Here is a 19,534-nt window from a genome sequence, read left to right as displayed (position 1 = left end):
CAACAATGTTTGTTTGAATTTTTTAGGCCCGTTCAGGCCTTGATTTTCTTGTGTTTTCCGCGCAAAACTCCGCCCACAGCGCCCTGCATGGCAGACTTAACCCAGTAATTAAAAATGGCTTTGTGCCTGATGCGCGGCTGACTGATAACCGTGGTGGCGTTTTCTTTACCGTTCTTTAAAATGCCATCGGCCAAAAACGTAAGCACTTCATTGCCCCATCGTTTTTTTTCAGAATCACCAGGCTTTCGTATTTCGAGGTGCAGGTTGTTGTACGAGATCACCGAAGCACCATTTGCCTGCTCGGCACCAGCAGTGAGTTGCAGATCAAATTTTTTCAGGTATCCTGATTTGATATGAATGCCTTGCAACGGTACCACTACACGGTTTAGCGCGGTAAGATTTAAATCTTTGAGACGCACATTGAGTTTAAACGAAGATGAGTCTAGTGTTTCATAGGTTACGTGCAAAGATCCTTCGTTGTATAGTCGTGCCGTTGCGACCATAACGAGCGGTGGCTCACCGCGTGTTTTACCAACTTTAAGATTGGCCACTATATTCTCAAATACCACCACACCATCTTCGCCGATCTTTTCAGAGGTTTCGGTATACTGTATCCTGCCATTCTTCAAATCAACGCGATTGATCGTTATAGATGGCGGAAGTTTTAACAGACCCTCCAGCGTAACCGGTTTTTCAACCATTGGGGGATCCGGCATTCGCTTATCACGTTTTATATCAAACGCAAAACGCTCTACGGCTATATCTGCATTTTTCAGAACCCGGTGTTCGATCATATCATTGATTGAAAAGCCATGAAGTGTAATACCCTGAAAGCGCGCATCGATGAAATCATTTTCAACCGTATTGCTATATATCCACTCTTTTCGCGGACTGATGTGAACCGAATCGATATTTACTTTATTATTCTTTAACACTACATCGTAAACCTGGACCGAGCTTTTTTCGGTTTCAGTTTTCAAAGAAGCACAACGAAAGTTTCCACTGCGGGTATCTCCCTCCAGTTTACCAAACGTGAGTGATTGATTGTCTTTCCATTTTACCTGGCCGGGATGGATGACAAACTGTTGAACGATGGCAAACGATGAAGTGCGTTCGCGATCAGATCGTTTTCGCTTAGGACCTGCTTCCGGTACGATCAATAGCGGATTATATACTTCGAGTCGTTTTACAGATGGCGGCTCATCTTTTGCTACCTCGGCATCGTTCATCACGATAGCATCGGAGCTGAAATATAGTTTACCATCTTTTATGATTTCGAGTTTGTTCGCCCTGAGTTTACGCGCACTCCAAAAATCTTCATCGCGTACCAGGTTATTCAGATCAAGAGCGGGAGCTGAAATTTCGATGTTATTTTTTTTGACCTGAAGATTTGTTACCTGAAAACGTGCCGGATAGTTCATTGCCATCTTGCTGACCTGCACACACAATGTTTTGAGTTTTACATCCACATCGGAAAGTTGCCCGCGAATAGAATCAAACTTTACATGTCCATTTTCCGAAATCATCTTTTCAATTTCCAGGTCTTTGCCGGAACATGCTATATATCGCTGATCGCGATGTAAATTGATCTTAGCATTACCGATCGAGAGTTGTCCGATCGATTCAAACAAATCGTCTTTCGGTTCATCATTCGCCTTTTTACCGGCACGGGCGGGTAGCCTTCCCGTTACTTCCAGCGAATTGAAATGTATAGCCTTCCAATGCTTATAGTTTTTTTGCAGCGGTTCATCGCCTTCCTTCAATGCCATGATCTGTTTGGCATGCAGGTGCAAGCTATCTTTTTGAACATCTACCTCGGCAGCGCGCAACAAGCGACCATCAAAATCAACACCTTTCATTTTGGATACCAGCGTTCCCGAAGTGTTTCGTACCCATGCATTGGCAAATCGTATATCACTGACAGTATATATAAAACCTCCCGCAGGCTGAGTCTTTAAATTGTTCACGGTTAGTGAAAGATTATTTACCCGTAACGACCTGTCTTCATCAGCATAGCGCACCGTTACGTTTTTGAATGATAACAGCCGCACGTTTACATTATCAATTTTGTCATCAGCAGTCTTTGCATCACCCTTTCGTTTGATCCTTTCGGGAGTAAGATTAACATCAGCATCTTCTACACTAAGTTCATCGGCCTGAATTTTTTTATCGAAAGCAAAATCCAGCAGGTTAAAATATTTTAATTTCAATTTGCCACAGTTCGCTATATTCTTGCGACTGGCAGAATCGTACAATACAACATCTGTCAGGGTGAGATCGCGATACTTATCGAACAGTATCGTATTACAATTGAACGATAAATTTCTGCGCAGCGCAATAGCTGTACGATCCAGGCCTACTTCAAGTCCACCCACCTGGAAAGCGCTGCTGTCGCGGATTACTTTAAAGGCATATACATTTATGTTTACGTGGGGTAAATCAATTTTAACAGAGTCTTTATCCTTCTGCACAACGAGGTGAATACGCGCATCGCGCACTACGGTACTATCAATCGAACACTCGCCTATAGCCTGCTTGAGAATACGCGTGAGCAGGTCGCGATCTTTAATACGGGTGGTATCCTTCTTCAATTTGAATTCGGCTATAACATGCGGCTGATCGATCATAGCGCGTTTAATAGCATAGCGCTGATTTTCATAAAGAGCTTTATAGTCGAGTCGCTGCAGCAAGAGTGATTTACCAGATACTTCCACCCGTGACTGCGACACCGTGTCAAGTGACGTAAAATTGAAATCTGTAAATTGTAAATGATGCTGCCGGAAGTTAAACTCTATACCGGAAAAATTTAGTGCTGCCTTGGGAAAGACAAGTGCCTGCGCACCAACTTTTAATTGTATCTGACTCTCCGGTGTGAGGTTCTGAATATTCCAATGCTCTACGAGCAGATCAACCAGGTTTAGTCTTACTGACGTGCGTGCTATATTTTTCATCCCCACGGTTGCCCTGCGAATAGAGAGCGACTCGATATCAAACCTACCCAGCAATGATTCTATAGCAGGGTATAGTTTTACCACCTGGTACGATACGTTGCTAGTGCTTATCCGCGCGGTAGTGCTGCGTTGTTGTTGCTGTGCATCGATCTCGATGATCGGTTCATCGATAATAAGGTTCTTGATATCAAACTGCTGCACCATGGACATGGATGCGATGGATCCGAACTTCAACTGCATATAGGGAATTGTTACCCCCAGTATACCTTTGGATGGTGCGTTAGGCGACCGTACTATTTTTACATCATTAAGTGTAAACGTCAGGGCCAGCATATCAATGGATGAACGTCCTATGCTGAGGGTATACATGCCATCGGTTTTGGATTGCACCAGTTCTGAAAGTGCGCGTTTAAAACCATAGAGCTTTCCGTATACCAGCCCGCCAAACAGAATAGCCAGTGGTATCATAGCAACAGCGATGCGAAGCACTATTTTTCGGGACGATTTTTTCAATGGCATCAAACTGTTTCTCTCTATTTACAAGATACTAAACCTTTGGTGGTAATTAAAATCAGAAGCACCGGAGCATCGTTATCATAACGAATTGAATGTGCATTATATTCTACGATTTATAACCGAAAGTAATTGCCAATCGAAGCCCTTCCGTGATTTTGATCAACCAAACTACAAACGTTTGCAACAAACCCTTGTAAGTTCTTTATCCACATTCATTAATCTGTATCCAATCTCTTTTATTAGTTTGTAGCTGTTTACCCCAAAATAGCATCAAGCATTATATAGTATGATCCGATTAAATGAACTGTTCCCTTATCAATTCGATAAAAAATATTCAAAGCCTGTAGCGTATTTCTCCATGGAATTTGCTGTTGACCAGCCGTTGAAAATTTATAGCGGAGGTCTTGGCTTCCTGGCAGGATCGCACTTGCGCAGCGCCTATGAACTGAAGCAAAACATGATTGGTATAGGTATTCTTTGGAAGAAGGGATACTACGACCAGGAACGTAACCAGGACCAAACCCTTCATGTAAACTTCCGTGATAAGGACTACTCGTTTCTAACCGATACGAATATTGTATTTCCAATTACCATTCATGGAGCCCGCGTGTTTGTAAAAGCTTACCTGCTGAAGCCGGATGTTTTTCACACCGCTCCGTTATTCCTGCTTACAACGGACATACAGGAGAATGATTACCTCGCCCAGACCATCAGCCACCGGCTCTATGACCCGAATGAGACAACGCGTATCGCGCAGTCTATCCTGTTAGGCATAGGTGGTGCCAAGCTTCTGGATATACTCGGACGCGAAACCGAGATATACCACATGAACGAAGGGCATGCGCTACCGATGTGTTTCTATTTACTCGACAAGTATAGAAGCATGGATGAAGTTAAGAAGCGAGTTGCATTCACCACGCATACGCCTGAAAAAGCAGGCAACGAAGAACATAGTGTACCACTGCTAAACAGCATGAGTTTCTTCAATGGCTTTACAGCAAAACAGGTTGAAGAATATGTACACCCTGAGAACGGAGTATTGAATTATACTCTTACAGCGCTCCGCTTTGCCAGACGTGCGAACGGAGTTTCTCAGTTGCATGGTGAGGTGTCCAGAAAAATGTGGGGCGACTATAAGGGTATATGTGAGATTACTGCGATTACCAATGCGCAGAATAAAAAATACTGGCAGGATGAAGAACTTGCACAGGCACTGAACGAGGGTGATGACCAAGCGCTTGTTGCCCGTAAAAAAGAATTGAAGTATAAACTCTTCCGCACGGTAGCGAACCAGACCGGTAAGCTGTTCAATGAAAATGTACTCACCATTGTTTGGGCAAGACGTTTTGCAGCGTATAAAAGAGCTAATCTATTGTTGACAGACTATAACCGTTTTCTGCGCATAGCACAGAATAGCAAGTACCCGGTGCAAATCATCTGGGCTGGTAAACCGTATCCGGAAGATTATGGTGCGATCAACATCTTCAACGAGATATACTGGAAGACTAAAGATTTACCGAACTGTACTGTTGTAACAGGATACGAACTGTGGCTGTCCGGTCATCTTAAAAAAGGATCGGACCTGTGGCTGAACAATCCAAGACTATATCATGAAGCCTCCGGTACGTCTGGTATGACTGCCGCGATGAATGCTTCAGTAAACTTATCAATTCCGGATGGATGGGTTCCTGAATTTGCCAAGCACGGCAAAAATTCATTTATCATTGATACAGCCAATGATCAATTAACCCAGGAATCAAAAGACAAGATCGAAGCACAAGCTCTACTCGATTTGCTGGAGAATGAAATCATACCGCTATACTACGAGAATCCTGAAAAATGGCAAAGCATCGTAAAGAGCAGTATGAAGGACGTAGTACCATACTTTGACTCCGGCCGAATGGCAGACGAGTACTACACCAAACTATACAAGTAATTCAGACTATAAATTAAGTGATCTAATTCTCAAACATCCCGCGCCACCGCCCGGGATGTTTTTTTAAAATCCCCACCAACCTACCTGCCTAAACACTTACTTCTTCTTCTTCGCTTTCGCTTCGCGGATCAACTTCATATCTACATTCTCTTTCGAAATCTGCGCATAGTTTCCATTTCCAAGTGTGGTAAGTTGTTGCAGTGCTTTAGAGGCACCAACACCTTTGCCAAAGTTGAAGATGGATAAGAATATATCTTCTTTGGAAAACTTTGAGATCAGCTGCAGTGTCTCATCACTCGTAGCGAACTCGCCATCGGTAGCAAGTACTATACGATTGTTTCCCCCGCGTATATAGTTCTCGTCAGCAGTTTTATAGGCCAGTTTTATGCCGGCATTGCCATCTGTTTTACCGGATGATTTGAGACTGTTGATTGCCTTGTTGATTTTGTCTTCATCTTTAAACGATGCTGATTCCAGCAATACTTTGGGTTTATCAGAAAAAGCGATGATGGAGATCCTGTCTTCCGGACGCATCATCGAAAGCAGGCTGATGATGGAGTTTTTCAGCAGTGGCAGTTTTTCAGCCGCATTCATCGAGCCTGATACATCCAGCAACAGCACCATGTTGTTGGTAGCATAACCTTCCATCGAGCGAATATCTTCACCGGCATCAGACAGGTATACTGTGTCGCGCTTCTCGATATATACCGTATCGTGAAGTACTTTCACGGATGACGAAGGACGCGTACTGCCCTGCTGTGTATTTTCATTTTTTGTTACCTGATTTTCGGATGCCTTTACAACGGGCGGGTTACTGGCCGGTGTTTTGGTTGCAGCTGTTCCATTTTTTGCCTCAGGATATTTCAGAATAAATAACTCCGGCTGATGCACCGTTGGCAGATGCTGCACCTGTGTGGAGAGCTCACAAAACTTGTTATAATCGTCTACAATATCGTTGTAATGATAAATCAATTTGTAATACGGATGATCGTAGCGTGACTTGTTACCGGCCGGCCGGAGTTTCCGAAGCTCTTCGCTAAATGACTTTGATGTTTCCGGTAAATCTTCATAAGGAGTATAAGGACACAAACCATTATTGCGACCTATTTTTTGAATGCCCTTCATGTTATCATATTCACGCGCAATAACATCACGAATGTTTTCATCAATGGCAGTGGTGGAAATCTTCATCGTTGTATCACCGGTATAGTATGCCTTGGCTTTGAACAACGCCTCACGATCCAGGTCTGCTAAATTACGGAGTGCTTTTCCCGATATATACCATGAGTTTGTTGCTGATGCCGGGTAAGCATCAAATACTTTACGCACATCGGTGTAGAGTTGTTCCTTGCGATTGTCCCATTCCTGAAACAACACCTTCTGTCTTTCCAGCATTTTATAAATGTTAGCAAGGCGATCCTTTTCATATTGTTTTTCACTCACCTCAATCGCGATGGAAGCACTGAGATCATCCAGCTCTTTTAAAATACTTTGGATTATCGTAGCCTGATCGTTCAATGATTTCGCGATAGCGGATTGAAGAATTCTACTATCAGCAATTGTCTTCTGATATTCTGCCTTCGGTATCTGATAATTGGCATAGTCGAAATGCAATGCTCCGTGGCGTTCGTATGAATCCAGTGTTCTGAAATAAGCAGCGCTTGAATTGAAATTCTCCAGTATAGATTGCAGGTTGCGTGTCTGCCGCCAGGTTTCGTTTATATAGGTAACGTAATTTACCAATGCATTGTACTGCGCTTTCGGTAAAGCCGTTTTCTGCGTTGCTATTGCTATAGGCGCATGTGGTACATCGTCAAATGGTTTTACAACTACTGCTGTAGACGCAGGCTGTGTGCGAATATCAATACGTGGAAAATACTTTAGAGCTTTTACGCCATTGTAGTTATCCCCCATGGCAAATTGTATAAAGCTGTTGTAATCTGCTACCAGCGTACCGTTCAGGTAATTGATCAGTTCGAGGTATACATCGTTACCGTGTTTGTCCGATTTCTTCGCTTCAAAATTATACTCATTCAACGCCCTGCGTTTTATTTCCAGTATCTGCAACAGATTCTCCTGGAACGAAGACCACATACTCGATGCCGGGTATTTCAGTGCAGGCTTCGAAGTAAGCATGGCTGCAGCTTGCCTATCCGTATCTAATATACTTTGCTCGAGCTTGTCAACCGGCCAGCCGGTGTGTATATCCTGTTTCAGATTGAATGCCCACGCACCCAGAAAGTTTCGTTCACGTTCAATTTCTCCGCGCATAAAGGCATCGGCATTGCGATAGGCTGCGGATGCTGTTGCTATACCTTTCTTTTGTATAGCATCCAATGCATCTTTTAGTATATTTTGTTTTTTCTGATACTCGTTCAGTAATGCAGGCAAATCGTTGATCAATTGTTCTGCTTTGGCAAAATTATCCTGCTTGTAATCTTCCAGCTTATGATAGGTATCGAGTGCCTTGCACTGCGCATCAATCTTTTCTGCCGAAGCGCGCAACTCCTTTAGCTTCGGTAAAAGATTACCGGAGATAGCCGCACTTAAATTCTTGTTTAGCGCAACGGCATTATTAAAATAATAATCATCCAATTGTACGGGACAGGTATAGCGAGGTGATCCCCATGAGCTTTTCTGACGGATAGAAGGATAGTATTGAATGATGCTTTTTACCACGTTCGTTACTTCATCAGCCGATTGATTGGCGTAATCGACATAGGCATTCAATGCTTTTTGCTGAACGGCTGTTATGGGCTGTGCGGCAGAAAGAAAAGGTAAAAGAATAAGCAGGTATACAAATCGCATAGTTCGAACTTACTAAAAATTAGTAATACGAAACAGAATCGGTCAGGTTCTCCTGATGCGATACCTTCGGCAGATTTTTCATCCGAAGAAATCAACATTGTAGCTTTTGAACTTTATGAATGGTTAAACACGTTAACCAAGTGAATGTTTCTATTATGAGTTCTGCTAAAGCGTTTCAAAAATTTACCGATACATTATCCAGTCACGAGCATACCATGCCATTGTTATTTATAGGACACGGCTCTCCTATGAATGGTATTGAAGACAATGAGTTCAGTATAAAATGGGAGCAGCTCGGCAAAGAGATTCCTTTACCAACGGCTGTACTTTGTATCTCGGCACATTGGCTCACCCGCGGAACGCACATCACTGCGATGGAACATCCACAAACCATTCATGATTTTGGAGGCTTTCCGCAGGCGTTGTTTGATGTACAATATCCGGCTCCCGGCAATCCTGCATTGGCAAAAGAAATAGCTTCGTTAATTCATAAAACTTCTGTGGGCCTTGATCACGAATGGGGCCTTGATCACGGAACATGGTCCATCGTAAAACGCATGTACCCGGAAGCAGCTATACCGGTACTGCAACTCAGCATTGATTATGGCAAAGGGACACAGTATCATTATGAACTGGCACATGAGCTGGAAGCTCTTCGTAAAAAGGGTGTGCTAATTATCGGCAGTGGAAACATGGTGCATAACCTGCGTATCATGGATTGGCACCGTATTGACTCCGGTTACGATTGGGCTATTGATATTAATGAGACATTCAAGAAATCAATTTTATCGGGCGATCATAAATCGCTCATCCATTATGAAGGTCTCGGGCAGGCTGGTAAACTATCCATACCAACGCCCGAGCACTATATACCTTTACTATATATTTTAGGTTTGGTCAACAACCATGAAAATATCTCTATCTTTAATGACAAACTGGTGATGGGATCAATCTCCATGACATCTGTACGCATCGATGCTCAATAAATAGCATCAACTCAGTTGATCCAGGAATTCGCGAATAGCCGTATATATCTCTGCCAGTTGTTCGTTCGTGATGACGTAAGGAGGAAGTATATAAATCACATTTCCCAGGGGTCTCAACAGTATATTCTTGTCAAGGAAGTACGGGTATATCTTCTTTCGGATCTCGTTATCATACGAAGTTATAGTGTTCGTTTTTATCTCGAGCGCCAGTATAGTTCCGAGTGATCGCACGGTGCCCACACGCCTATGACCTACGATAGACGCACTGAATTTTAAATGTTCGTTCGAAATGCGGATAATATTTTGCTGGCAAGTCTCATTCATCAACAGGTCGAAACTTGCATTGGCAGCAGCACAGGCAATCGGGTTAGCCGTATACGAGTGTCCATGAAAGAATGTCTTTAGAAAATCATCAGACTGGTATGCTGCCAAAACTTTGTCAGAGCATGCAGTTACTCCCAAGGGCATCGTTCCTCCTGTTATACCTTTGGACACCGCGATGATATCCGGTTTAATCGTGCAGTAATCAGAAGCAAATAATTTACCGGTGCGACCAAAGCCGGTAAACACTTCATCGGCTATACAAAGTATATCGTACTCTTCAGCAATCTCCAGTAAACCATTCAATACAGCCGGAGCGTACATGCGCATACCGCCTGCTCCTTGCACCAACGGTTCGTATATAAAAGCGGCTACATCCCCTTGTTCCGCTATATCTCTGAACTGCTGGAGTATATCTTCGTCACTGCCATTCGGGAAATCGATGAATACTGTCTCAAACAAATAGGGTTTAAAGGGATCGGTAAAGATGCCTCTCTCACCGACAGACATTGCTCCGAATGTATCTCCATGGTATGCACCTTCAATGGCAATGATCTTTGTCTTTTCAATATCTTCGTTGTGCCAGTATTGCATCGCCATCTTCAGTGCGACCTCTACGGCTGTGCTTCCATTATCAGAAAAGAAAATCCGCGATTGATTCTTCGGTAATATGGACAACAGGTTTTTCGAAAGACGTATAGCAGGCTCGTGTGTAAATCCTGCAAAGATAACATGCTCCAGCGAGCGGGCCTGTGCCGCTATAGCATCGGCTATATATGCATTACTGTGCCCGTGCAGATTTACCCACCACGATGATACAGCATCCAAAATTTTACGACCATCATCGGTATGCAGGTAAACGCCTTCGGCAGACTTTATAAATATAGGATCAGGTGCACCTTGCAACGGAGTGAATGGATGCCATATGTTTTTCTTATCGAGTTCAGCTAAAGTATTATGCATTCCAATTTTCTTTTAAGCGTTCAGCGTAACGCTTTACGGTTTCATGATTGATTGTTTCTTCCGGTGTTATTCGCAGGAGGCACGGCAGGCCGGAGTGATGCAGAATGATTCGTTCACTCTCCGGATTTGATTTTCCATTGAAGATTATTCCTTTTACAGGAAGCTCTCTTTTTTGCAATGCCTCTACGGTTAACAAAGTGTGATTGATACTGCCGAGGTATAGATCGGCTACCAGTATAACGGCATCGGCAACTTCGGGCGCTATATCAATAACAAAATTTGTGTCGTTCAACGGTACCAGGCAACCACCGGCACCTTCTATCACCAAATCATTTTGTGTATCAGGCGCTACAAACTTTGCAAGTTCAATGGTAACGCCATCGATGGCAGCAGCTGCATGTGGCGATGCAGGTGTATTTAATGTATAGGCCTCCGGAAATATTTTTACAGATTCGCTTGTGAGACTCTTTACGGTATCAGCATCCCGCGGAAATCCCGCTTGCACAGGTTTCCAGTAATCGGCCTTCAATGCCTCGCAAAGTATAGCAGACACCAATGTTTTTCCACTGTCGGTATCAATACCCGTGACAAAGTAATTCATGTGCGAAAGTTAACAAGGAAATTTTAATGCGCTAGAGCATGAAGCGATTTCAACGCACCGGTCAGTGCTTCGATTTCAGGTTGCGTGTTGAACGTATGTAAACAAATGCGAAGGCGCTCAGAACCTTTCGGAACCGTTGGCGAAAGTATAGGGCGTACATCAAAACCTTTCTGCTGTAATTCTGTTGCAACCTTTTTTGAATGATCGTTACCCGGAAATATCGCTGTCTGGATGGAACTATGGCTAACCGTTTTATTGGGTAAGTACTGAACAGCATGGCGATACGCATGGATGTTCTTCTGCAACTGCTGCTGCAGGTATATATTTTCCTGCAGGTAATTAAAAGCACATTCTATCGCTACTACGCTGTGCAACGGCAGGGCTGTGGTATAAATAAAAGGTCTGGCAAAGTTTATCAGGTAATTTCTTAGCTCCTTACTTCCTGCTATACAGGCACCATGTATACCCATAGCTTTCCCGAAAGTATATACCCGAACAGCAATCCGGTTGTGCAGATTTTCAGAAACAGCAAGTCCGCTTCCGCGCTCACCGTAAACACCGGTGCTATGGGCTTCATCCAGGATGATAAAGGCATTATACTTTTCGGCCAGTGTAACCAATGCCTGCAATGGACACTGATCTCCATCCATGGAATAAACGGATTCAACCGCTATATATATAGTTCCTTCTGCCCGTTTCAGTTTTGCTTCGAGATCTTCGAGATCATTGTGCCGAAAGCTGAAACGTTTTGCCAGACTTAAGCGTGCACCATCTTTGATGCAGGCGTGCGCCAGTTCATCGTACAGGATCGTATCATTTCGTTGTGGCAACGAAGAGAGTACTGCGAGGTTTGCTGCATAACCTGAATTGAGAATCAGCGAAGCTTCTACTTTAAAAATATCAGCAAGCTTCGCTTCTACCGATTCATAGTATTCTGTATTGCCGGCCAGCAGGCGTGAGCCGGTAGCACCATTGCTTTTTGTTGTGAATGAATCGAGGGCATGATGAATCTGATCGAACAACGACTGCGAACGGGCCAGCCCGAGGTAATCGTTGGACGTAAAATCAACCCGTGCAGATGTATACTTTAATGTACGAAGTAGTCCCTCCTGCTCGCGCGTGTCCAATCGCACCTGCAACTGCTTTCTGAATTCATCCATGCCTCAAAAATATAAATCTTTGATCAAGGTATACGCAGTAATCCCGCTAAGGTATATATTATTTGCCGCGCATCTTCTCAAGCATGTCCCACATCGGATCGGGCACCATTTCGAGGTGACTGAACTCGCCACCATTTCGCAGCCATTCACCACCATCAATCGTGATAACTTCACCGTTTACATAGGCAGAATAATCAGACATTAAATACCCGGCAAGATTAGCCAGCTCCTGATGTTCACCGACACGCTTTAGCGGCACGCGTTGCGCCGGATCAAATTTTTGTACAAGCTCTCCGGGTAATAAACGACTCCATGCACCTTCTGTTGGAAAAGGTCCCGGAGCTATAGCATTACTTCTGATTTTATATTTAGCCCACTCTACTGCCAGTGAACGAGTCAGTGCCAGCACACCAGCCTTACCACATGCAGAAGGCACTACATACCCTGAGCCTGTCCATGCATAGGTAGTAACTATATTTAGGAAAACTCCGGGTTGTTGTTTAGCGATCCAGTTCTTGCCGGCTGCGAGCGTTGTATAATATGTACCTTTCAATACTATATCTACTACTATATCAAACGCACGATGCGAAAGTCGCTCGGTAGGACTTATAAAATTACCGGCTGCATTATTGAGCACTCCGTGTATCTGTCCAAAGGTGGCTTCGGTTGTTTTAATAACATTATCGATCTCTTCATACTTGCGCACATCACAGGCTACTGCCAATACTTTGCCGCCTGTTTCTTTCATCAACTCATCGGCAGCTTTATCGAGCACATCTTTTTTACGGCTGGTGATCACCAGGTTTGCGCCCAGTTCCAGGAAGTACTTTCCCATAGAACGACCAAGTCCGGTACCACCACCGGTAACAATAATAGTTTTATCTTTTAAGCTTCCGGGTTTTAACATTCCTTCCATGTTATTCAGATTTTTAATTCATTGAAAGTAACGAATAAGAACATCTTTCCTATAGTTGTGCGATAAAAGAAATAAAAAAAGGCTGCAAATGCAGCCCTTTCTCATAAACCTTATAAACTATATATCAGCTGTTGATTTCCAGGTCCTGCTTGAGATTTTCAATTTCATCTACAACAGGCTGAAGCACAGTTTCCAGTTTTTCTTTCGAACCATCAGCATACTGCAAGTAAGCTACATAGGCTCCGTCTTCATCAACATGAACAATGTCACCTAACTTTTTATCGCCATCATACAGCGCAAGCTTTATAGCATCGTTCCAGTTAACTTCCTGTTCGTTCAGTGCATCACCGTTTATGGTGCCCTGTACTTTCAGATTTTCAATCTGCACATATCCTTCAATGCTCGAAAGACTTCCTTCTGCTTTTGAAGCATCTTTATACTTTACAGTTGCTGCGGTGGCTATTAACGTTTCCTGATTTTGCAAGAGTGAAATGTTTATGTATGATGATGTAGTGGAGCTGTCGTCAAACTCGATGTTGAGTTTGTAAGGAGCCACCTGGATCATTAGCGATGCTGCCAGCGGGAAACCATCCTGGTTCCATTCAGCTTCCAGGTATATAGATGCTACTTTAACCTGGTCTACATGCAGCGAAGCATTCAATAACGTTGGCTCGTAGTATGTTTCTTCAAACTCTTCATCATAGAATTCTATTTCGCTATAGTCTGTCAGCGTAAGCTTAGCATCATTGGTGGCTGAACCTTCCGTCGGGAATTGAATCTCAATTACTTCAGCATCGCTGATATACTCAAACTCACCTGCTTCGCCAAGCTCGGGGTTCCATGCATATACACCAAGGTTTGCTTCGAAATTAAAAGACTCTTCGGCTGTACGGCCGGCTGTATTTTTAGTAAATATACTCTTGAGGTCTTTACCTTTTTGCTGAAAGAAATGACGGAGTTTCTTTCGATCGGCACCTACGCGGCCAAAGGGATCATCCGTTTCTACCAAATCAAAAAGATCTTTAATTGCCTTTAATCCATCGGCATCGGAAAGATCCTGTAAATCTGTTTTTGCATTTGAATTGAACGAAGAGATTTTAGCTTTTGCTTCCGTCTTCGAAAGCTGTGTGCTGTCTTTTTGATCATCGTCATCACTATCACACGAAGTAAATCCGATAACGGCAGCAAGGGCTGCGAGGGAGAGCAGTCTTTTTGTAATAATCATAAGGGTTTTATTTTAGAAAAATGTTTTCTATAGGTTAAAAAAATTCAATAGCTCCTTTTACGGAAAAACGGTTCAGGCGGGTTTCAAAAGAAACTGAATTATTTCAGTTCGTGCATTAGACACAAAGACTATAAGGATGGTTGGAAGTGAATAATAATTATTAATTTGGGTCACTATTTTTTGAACGCAGTCTTAACCTATGAAGCAAGCATTATTCGCATTTTTTATCACCCTCATTTTTTCATCCTGTATTGTCAGCAAAAAAAAGTATGATGAACTGCTGGCACAGAAAATAAGAACCGAAGCTGACCTTGCCGACCGATCGGCCCAACTGAATAAAGCAAACAACGATCTTGATTCTCTTTCAGCACAATTAAAAAAACTGAAAGAAGATACAACCAAGCTTGGAACGGAGAAGAGAAGTAAAAGTCAGCAACTGGCAAGGCTTGAGAAGGAGCACAATCAATTAAACAACAACTATAAAAATTTACTCTCCAGCAGCGGTAAGCAAACGCGCGATCTTGTGCAGCAACAAGAACAACTGCAGGCTATACAGCAGCATCTTGATAAAACCAAACGTGAGAATGACTCGCTGAGCAATAGTCTTGCTGAACGCGAAAAGAAAGTACAGGAGCTTGAACAGGTGCTGGCCAACAAAGATAAATTTGTACAGGACTTGAAAAACAAGATCAGCAATGCCCTGCTGAATTTCAAAGAGAACGACATTACGGTGAAAGTGAAGAACGGAAAAGTATATGTATCGCTTGCCGAGCAATTGCTTTTTGGTTCCGGTAGTATAGAGGTAGATGCAAAAGGCGTTACCGCACTGCAGCAACTGGCCAAAGCTATAAAAGATCAGAAGGACATTAACATCATGGTGGAAGGGCATACAGACAATGTACCGATCTCGAAGAAGTCGCAGTATATGCAAGATAACTGGGACCTTAGCGTGATGCGTGCTACATCCATCACAAAGATCCTGACAAAAGCAGGTGTATCTCCCAAGCAGGTTACTGCGTCAGGTCGAGGTGAATTTGTTCCATTGTCAGCAAATGATACCGAGCAAAACAAACAGAAGAATCGCAGGACAGAGATTATTATTACGCCTGACCTCGATGAACTTTTCAGAATATTAGAAACCAACTGATACTATATATACTATGGGAAGATTCATATCACTCCTCATTCTGATCATTGATATATTGGTGATTGTAGATATACTTCGCAGCAACAAGGAAACTGAAAAGAAGATTCTCTGGATTATTGCAGTAGTATTTCTACCTGTACTCGGACCTATCTTATATTATTTTATAGGAAAGAATAAGTTATGAGCGAAAGCAAGTTCAAGCCACTCTGGAGTCTGCCTGTTGTTGTCGCAGCTTTAGGATATTTTGTAGATATATATGATCTGCTTCTTTTCAGCATTGTAAGAAGACCGAGTCTCATTTCATTGGGAGTTCCGGAAGATCAGTTGTTCGATCAGGGTGAGCATCTTCTTCGCATCCAGATGGCAGGCCTGTTGGTCGGTGGTATCATTTGGGGAATTATGGGCGATAAACGCGGAAGGTTGTCTGTATTATTCGGTTCTATACTGCTATACTCACTTGCCAATATTGCCAACGGTTTTGTTACTTCCGTAGATCAATATGTAATACTGCGCTTTATAGCAGGTATAGGACTAGCGGGTGAGTTGGGTGCAGGTGTTACGCTTGTATCAGAATCGCTGCCACCAAACCTGAGAGGTTATGGCACCACCATCATTGCAACGGTAGGACTGATGGGCGCTGTGGTGGGCAACCTGGTATCGCAGACTAAATTTGTCTCATCATCCTTTGAGTCGTGGCAGATATCATACTTCGTGGGTGGTGGTATGGGACTGTTGTTACTGATCGCCCGCGTGAGTGTTTTCGAATCGCGTATATTCATTGAATCAAAACAGCAAAATATAGCCCGTGGTAATTTCTTTCAGTTGTTCACCAAACGAAGCAGGCTCATCAAGTTTCTCGGGTGTATATTTATAGGTTTACCCATCTGGTATGTTATCGGCATACTGGTAACATTCTCTACTGAATTTGCGACAGCGCTTTCCATCGATGGAAAAATTACTCCTGGTAATGCCATTATGTATAGTTACATAGGGCTTGCGGTTGGCGATCTTGCCAGTGGTTTCTCGAGCCAGATATTCAAATCGCGAAAGAAGATTGTATTCATATTTATACTGCTTACGCTTTGCTTTATCGTGTTCTATTTGTTCACACCTGTTAGAGATGCAAATTTCTTTTATGTGACATGTTTTATACTGGGTGTTGGTATAGGCTACTGGGCATTGTTTGTTACCATTGCTGCAGAGCAGTTTGGTACTAATCTTCGATCGACAGTCGCTACTTCTGTTCCGAACTTTATAAGGGGAACGGTTATTCCTCTTACGTTGCTATTTAAATTTCTGCGCGATAATCTCCATGCCTACTATAGGCCATCGTTAGGTGATGCCGCTGCCAAGAGTACAGGTATGATTTATGGTGCGCTGATCGTGGGCGTTACTACCGTAGTGATTGCCCTGGTAGCGTTGCGTTTCATTGACGAAACGTATGGCCGCGATATGAATTTTGTAGAAGAAGATTAACCTATCTGGTTTCACTTTGCGTTTGGGAAATAGTAAGTTTATTCCAATCTTTCTATTTGTAAAAGACCCCGACCCGTAGTGAACAAAAAATTTATTATCCTCTCGTTCCTGCTATTCTGCGGTACGTTTTCTTTTTCTCAAAATGTTCAGTTAATCGATAGCCTTCACAAAAGTATTAAGTCCCATCCGACAGAAGACCAGCGTAAATTCGAATTGCTTAGCGACTTAGCCTGGGAGCATCGCTGGGCTAATCCCGACAGTACAATTTACTATTCGCAAAAAGCTGTAGCACTTGGCAAGAAACTAAATCTTAGCAAGGGCCTTGCTGAACCACTAAACTTTATGGGCGTTGCCTATAACTACAAAGGTAATCGCATAACAGCTTTCGAAAAGTATGATGAGGCTCTGCGGGTATCGACTGCACAAAAAGATTCATCACAGATCGCACATACTCATAATAACTTAGGACGTCTTTTCTTTGAACAGGGATTACTCTCCCGATCGTATGAACATTTTATTCGTGCGTTATCGTTGTTTGAGGCAGTCAATGATCTCTCTGGTTTGGCCTATACTTACCAGAGTCTTGCGGCCTTGTATAAACTTCAGCACGATCACGCGAAGGCAGAGAGTAATTTCAAGAAAGCCTATAACATCAGATTATCGCTAGGAAACACGCGCGATATTATGTCAGCACTTGCTCAGTTAGGACGATTGTTTCAGGAAACCAACGAGCACGATAAAGCCCTTCACTATCTCCATCTGGCAGACTCTGCGGGTCGCATCATCCACGATGAAATAAACCTTGCAGACATCAAGACCTATATAGCCGATAGTTATTTAAGTAAAGGATTGTTGCAGGAGGCAGAGGCTATATGTCTTGAAGGACTAAATGTGATGCTTAAAAAGAATGCTGTGCGCATGCTTCCCCAGGCCTATCTCATGCTCGGACAAATCAAGTTTACAAAGGGAGAACTTGGTGAAGCTAAAAAGTATTTAAACATCGCGCTCACCATGGCCGCTCAGTCAAATGATCTCTCCTCCAAGATGGATGCTTACTATTGGTTATGGAGATTATCAGAACAGCAACACGACAAGGTGAGCAGCCTTCAACACCACAATCAATATCTTATACTAAAAGACTCCATCAAGGACCTTGACCTCACCCGACAAGTGGAGCGTCTTCAATTTGAAATTGAGATTCAACGAAAGGAACAGGAAAATCAATTACTCAAAGCGAATGATGAAAAAAGTGAGGCGATTATCAAGCAACAAAAGCTTCAGAATATAATTCTCATCGTGGTAATTGTTTTTGGCAGTATACTTGGTTTTGTACAATGGCGTAATGACAAAAAGCGAAGAGAAATTAACGAGAAACTCGGACAGCAAAATCAATTTATAGCGAACCAACGCGAAGAGATCATTCAGCAAAACGAAAATCTGTTCCGCAGAAATCAGGAGTTATCAGATCTCAACCACGAAAAAGATACCCTGATGAGTATTGTTGCCCACGATCTGAAATCTCCCCTTAACAGAATAAAGGGTATAGCTGATCTGATGGAACTGGAAGGCAAGTTACCAGACGAACAAAAAGTATATCTTCAAATGACAAAGGATGCAACACAGGCTGGTCTTGACCTAATTAAAGATCTGCTTGATGTACACATGCTAGAAGAAAACGCGGCTCCTAATTTTTCAAATTTTGACATCAGTCAGTTCTTATTAGAGAAGATTGATGCTTTTGGTCCGTCTGCTGAATCTAAGAATATACATCTGCACATCACTAAGATTAACAACGATGAAGTTCGAATCGATAAAGATTACCTTAACCGGATTGTAGACAATCTTATTTCAAACGCTATTAAGTTTTCTAAAAAGAATTCTTCGATTGAGGTTTCTGCCGGCCATTCATCTTCTGATTTCTGGATCTCGGTGAAAGATCACGGCCCCGGTTTTTCAGAAAGTGACAAGACACATCTATTTCAGAAATTCAAAAAACTAAGTGCCCGCCCAACTGCAGGCGAAACCTCCAACGGTTTAGGACTCGCCATTGTAAAAACTCTTGTTGATCGTCTCAAAGGAAAAATTGAATTGATATCTGAACAAGGAAAGGGTAGTGAGTTTATAATTCGGTTTCCGGGTAAGTAATCCCGATGACTAATTAATCACTCTAAATATAGTGGCCATACTATCTTAAACGGTTCTACGCTAACCATTACCGATTCGGTTATTCAGTAGAGTTTTGTGGAGCTCGCATTAGAGCTAGTTCTTTAAACTATTCTTATTGGTTGATTTTTCAGAGGAGCGTGAGTTGTATTATTATTATTATTCTCACTTACGAGTATTCTTTGTCTTGTTGTTTTCGGTAGATTTCTCGTGGAGGATAAGGAGTTATCTCCGGAGATAGGTATCTATACTTAGAGTTTTGGAAGGCCCATAAAACAAAAAAGCCTTTGATATTTCTATCAAAGGCTTGTGTTAAAAGAAAGGCAACGACTTACTCTCCCAGGTATTATCCCAGTACCATCAGC

13 protein-coding genes are annotated in these 19,534 nt (G+C 42.7%); 6 read left to right on the top strand and 7 right to left on the bottom strand.

Annotated elements, in window-relative coordinates:
• Window positions 1-32: 32 nt before the first annotated feature.
• The gene (locus ACFQ21_RS25910; RefSeq protein WP_377584461.1) at window positions 33-3,470 is read right to left on the bottom strand and encodes a DUF748 domain-containing protein; all 3,438 of its coding nucleotides are present in this window, start codon (window positions 3,468-3,470) and stop codon (window positions 33-35) included.
• Window positions 3,471-3,753: 283 nt separating this feature from the next.
• Here ACFQ21_RS25910 and glgP point away from each other — a divergent pair, with 283 nt between their 5' ends.
• Complete coding sequence (gene glgP, locus ACFQ21_RS25905) at window positions 3,754-5,403, top strand: alpha-glucan family phosphorylase (RefSeq protein ID WP_377584458.1); 1,650 nt, start codon at window positions 3,754-3,756, stop codon at window positions 5,401-5,403.
• Window positions 5,404-5,499: 96 nt separating this feature from the next.
• Here glgP and ACFQ21_RS25900 read toward each other — a convergent pair whose 3' ends face one another.
• Complete coding sequence (locus ACFQ21_RS25900) at window positions 5,500-8,211, bottom strand: vWA domain-containing protein (protein ID WP_377584455.1); 2,712 nt, start codon at window positions 8,209-8,211, stop codon at window positions 5,500-5,502.
• A 155-nt stretch (window positions 8,212-8,366) separates the two neighbouring features.
• On the opposite strand from ACFQ21_RS25900, the gene ygiD reads away from it, so the two are divergent.
• Window positions 8,367-9,197 (top strand): 4,5-DOPA-extradiol-dioxygenase, encoded by an 831-nt coding sequence (gene ygiD / locus ACFQ21_RS25895; RefSeq protein WP_377584452.1) that lies wholly within the window; start codon window positions 8,367-8,369, stop codon window positions 9,195-9,197.
• Window positions 9,198-9,203: 6 nt separating this feature from the next.
• Here ygiD and bioA read toward each other — a convergent pair whose 3' ends face one another.
• The 5 genes from bioA to ACFQ21_RS25870 all read right to left on the bottom strand — a co-directional run bounded on the left by bioA (window position 9,204) and on the right by ACFQ21_RS25870 (window position 14,383).
• On the bottom strand, window positions 9,204-10,481 hold the full coding sequence (bioA, locus tag ACFQ21_RS25890; RefSeq protein WP_377584450.1) for an adenosylmethionine--8-amino-7-oxononanoate transaminase: 1,278 nt from the start codon (window positions 10,479-10,481) through the stop codon (window positions 9,204-9,206).
• On the bottom strand, window positions 10,474-11,082 hold the full coding sequence (bioD, locus tag ACFQ21_RS25885; protein WP_377584447.1) for a dethiobiotin synthase: 609 nt from the start codon (window positions 11,080-11,082) through the stop codon (window positions 10,474-10,476). The genes bioA and bioD overlap by 8 nt, the downstream gene beginning before the upstream one ends.
• 23 nt (window positions 11,083-11,105) lie before the next feature.
• Window positions 11,106-12,242, bottom strand: coding sequence for an aminotransferase class I/II-fold pyridoxal phosphate-dependent enzyme (locus ACFQ21_RS25880; protein ID WP_377584444.1), 1,137 nt, complete (start codon window positions 12,240-12,242; stop codon window positions 11,106-11,108).
• A 58-nt stretch (window positions 12,243-12,300) separates the two neighbouring features.
• Window positions 12,301-13,167: an SDR family oxidoreductase gene (locus ACFQ21_RS25875; RefSeq protein ID WP_377584954.1), complete on the bottom strand. Its 867-nt coding sequence runs from the start codon at window positions 13,165-13,167 to the stop codon at window positions 12,301-12,303.
• Between the two features lie 115 nt (window positions 13,168-13,282).
• Complete coding sequence (locus ACFQ21_RS25870) at window positions 13,283-14,383, bottom strand: hypothetical protein (RefSeq protein WP_377584441.1); 1,101 nt, start codon at window positions 14,381-14,383, stop codon at window positions 13,283-13,285.
• 199 nt (window positions 14,384-14,582) lie between these two features.
• On the opposite strand from ACFQ21_RS25870, the gene ACFQ21_RS25865 reads away from it, so the two are divergent.
• The 4 genes from ACFQ21_RS25865 to ACFQ21_RS25850 all read left to right on the top strand — a co-directional run bounded on the left by ACFQ21_RS25865 (window position 14,583) and on the right by ACFQ21_RS25850 (window position 19,151).
• Window positions 14,583-15,530: an OmpA family protein gene (locus ACFQ21_RS25865; protein ID WP_377584438.1), complete on the top strand. Its 948-nt coding sequence runs from the start codon at window positions 14,583-14,585 to the stop codon at window positions 15,528-15,530.
• Between the two features lie 13 nt (window positions 15,531-15,543).
• Window positions 15,544-15,714: a PLD nuclease N-terminal domain-containing protein gene (locus tag ACFQ21_RS25860; protein WP_377584436.1), complete on the top strand. Its 171-nt coding sequence runs from the start codon at window positions 15,544-15,546 to the stop codon at window positions 15,712-15,714.
• Window positions 15,711-17,006 (top strand): MFS transporter, encoded by a 1,296-nt coding sequence (locus tag ACFQ21_RS25855; RefSeq protein ID WP_377584433.1) that lies wholly within the window; start codon window positions 15,711-15,713, stop codon window positions 17,004-17,006. The genes ACFQ21_RS25860 and ACFQ21_RS25855 overlap by 4 nt, the downstream gene beginning before the upstream one ends.
• Before the next feature lie 78 nt (window positions 17,007-17,084).
• Window positions 17,085-19,151 carry a tetratricopeptide repeat-containing sensor histidine kinase gene (locus ACFQ21_RS25850; RefSeq protein WP_377584431.1) on the top strand — a complete coding sequence of 689 codons (2,067 nt, stop codon included), beginning with the start codon at window positions 17,085-17,087 and terminating at the stop codon, window positions 19,149-19,151.
• Window positions 19,152-19,534: the final 383 nt, after the last annotated feature.

The sequence above is a fragment of the Ohtaekwangia kribbensis genome, from assembly GCF_042676245.1.
Taxonomy (GTDB): domain Bacteria; phylum Bacteroidota; class Bacteroidia; order Cytophagales; family Cyclobacteriaceae; genus Ohtaekwangia; species Ohtaekwangia kribbensis.
Note: the sequence above shows the minus strand (reverse complement) of the source record. Positions and strands in the feature narration are given on the sequence as shown.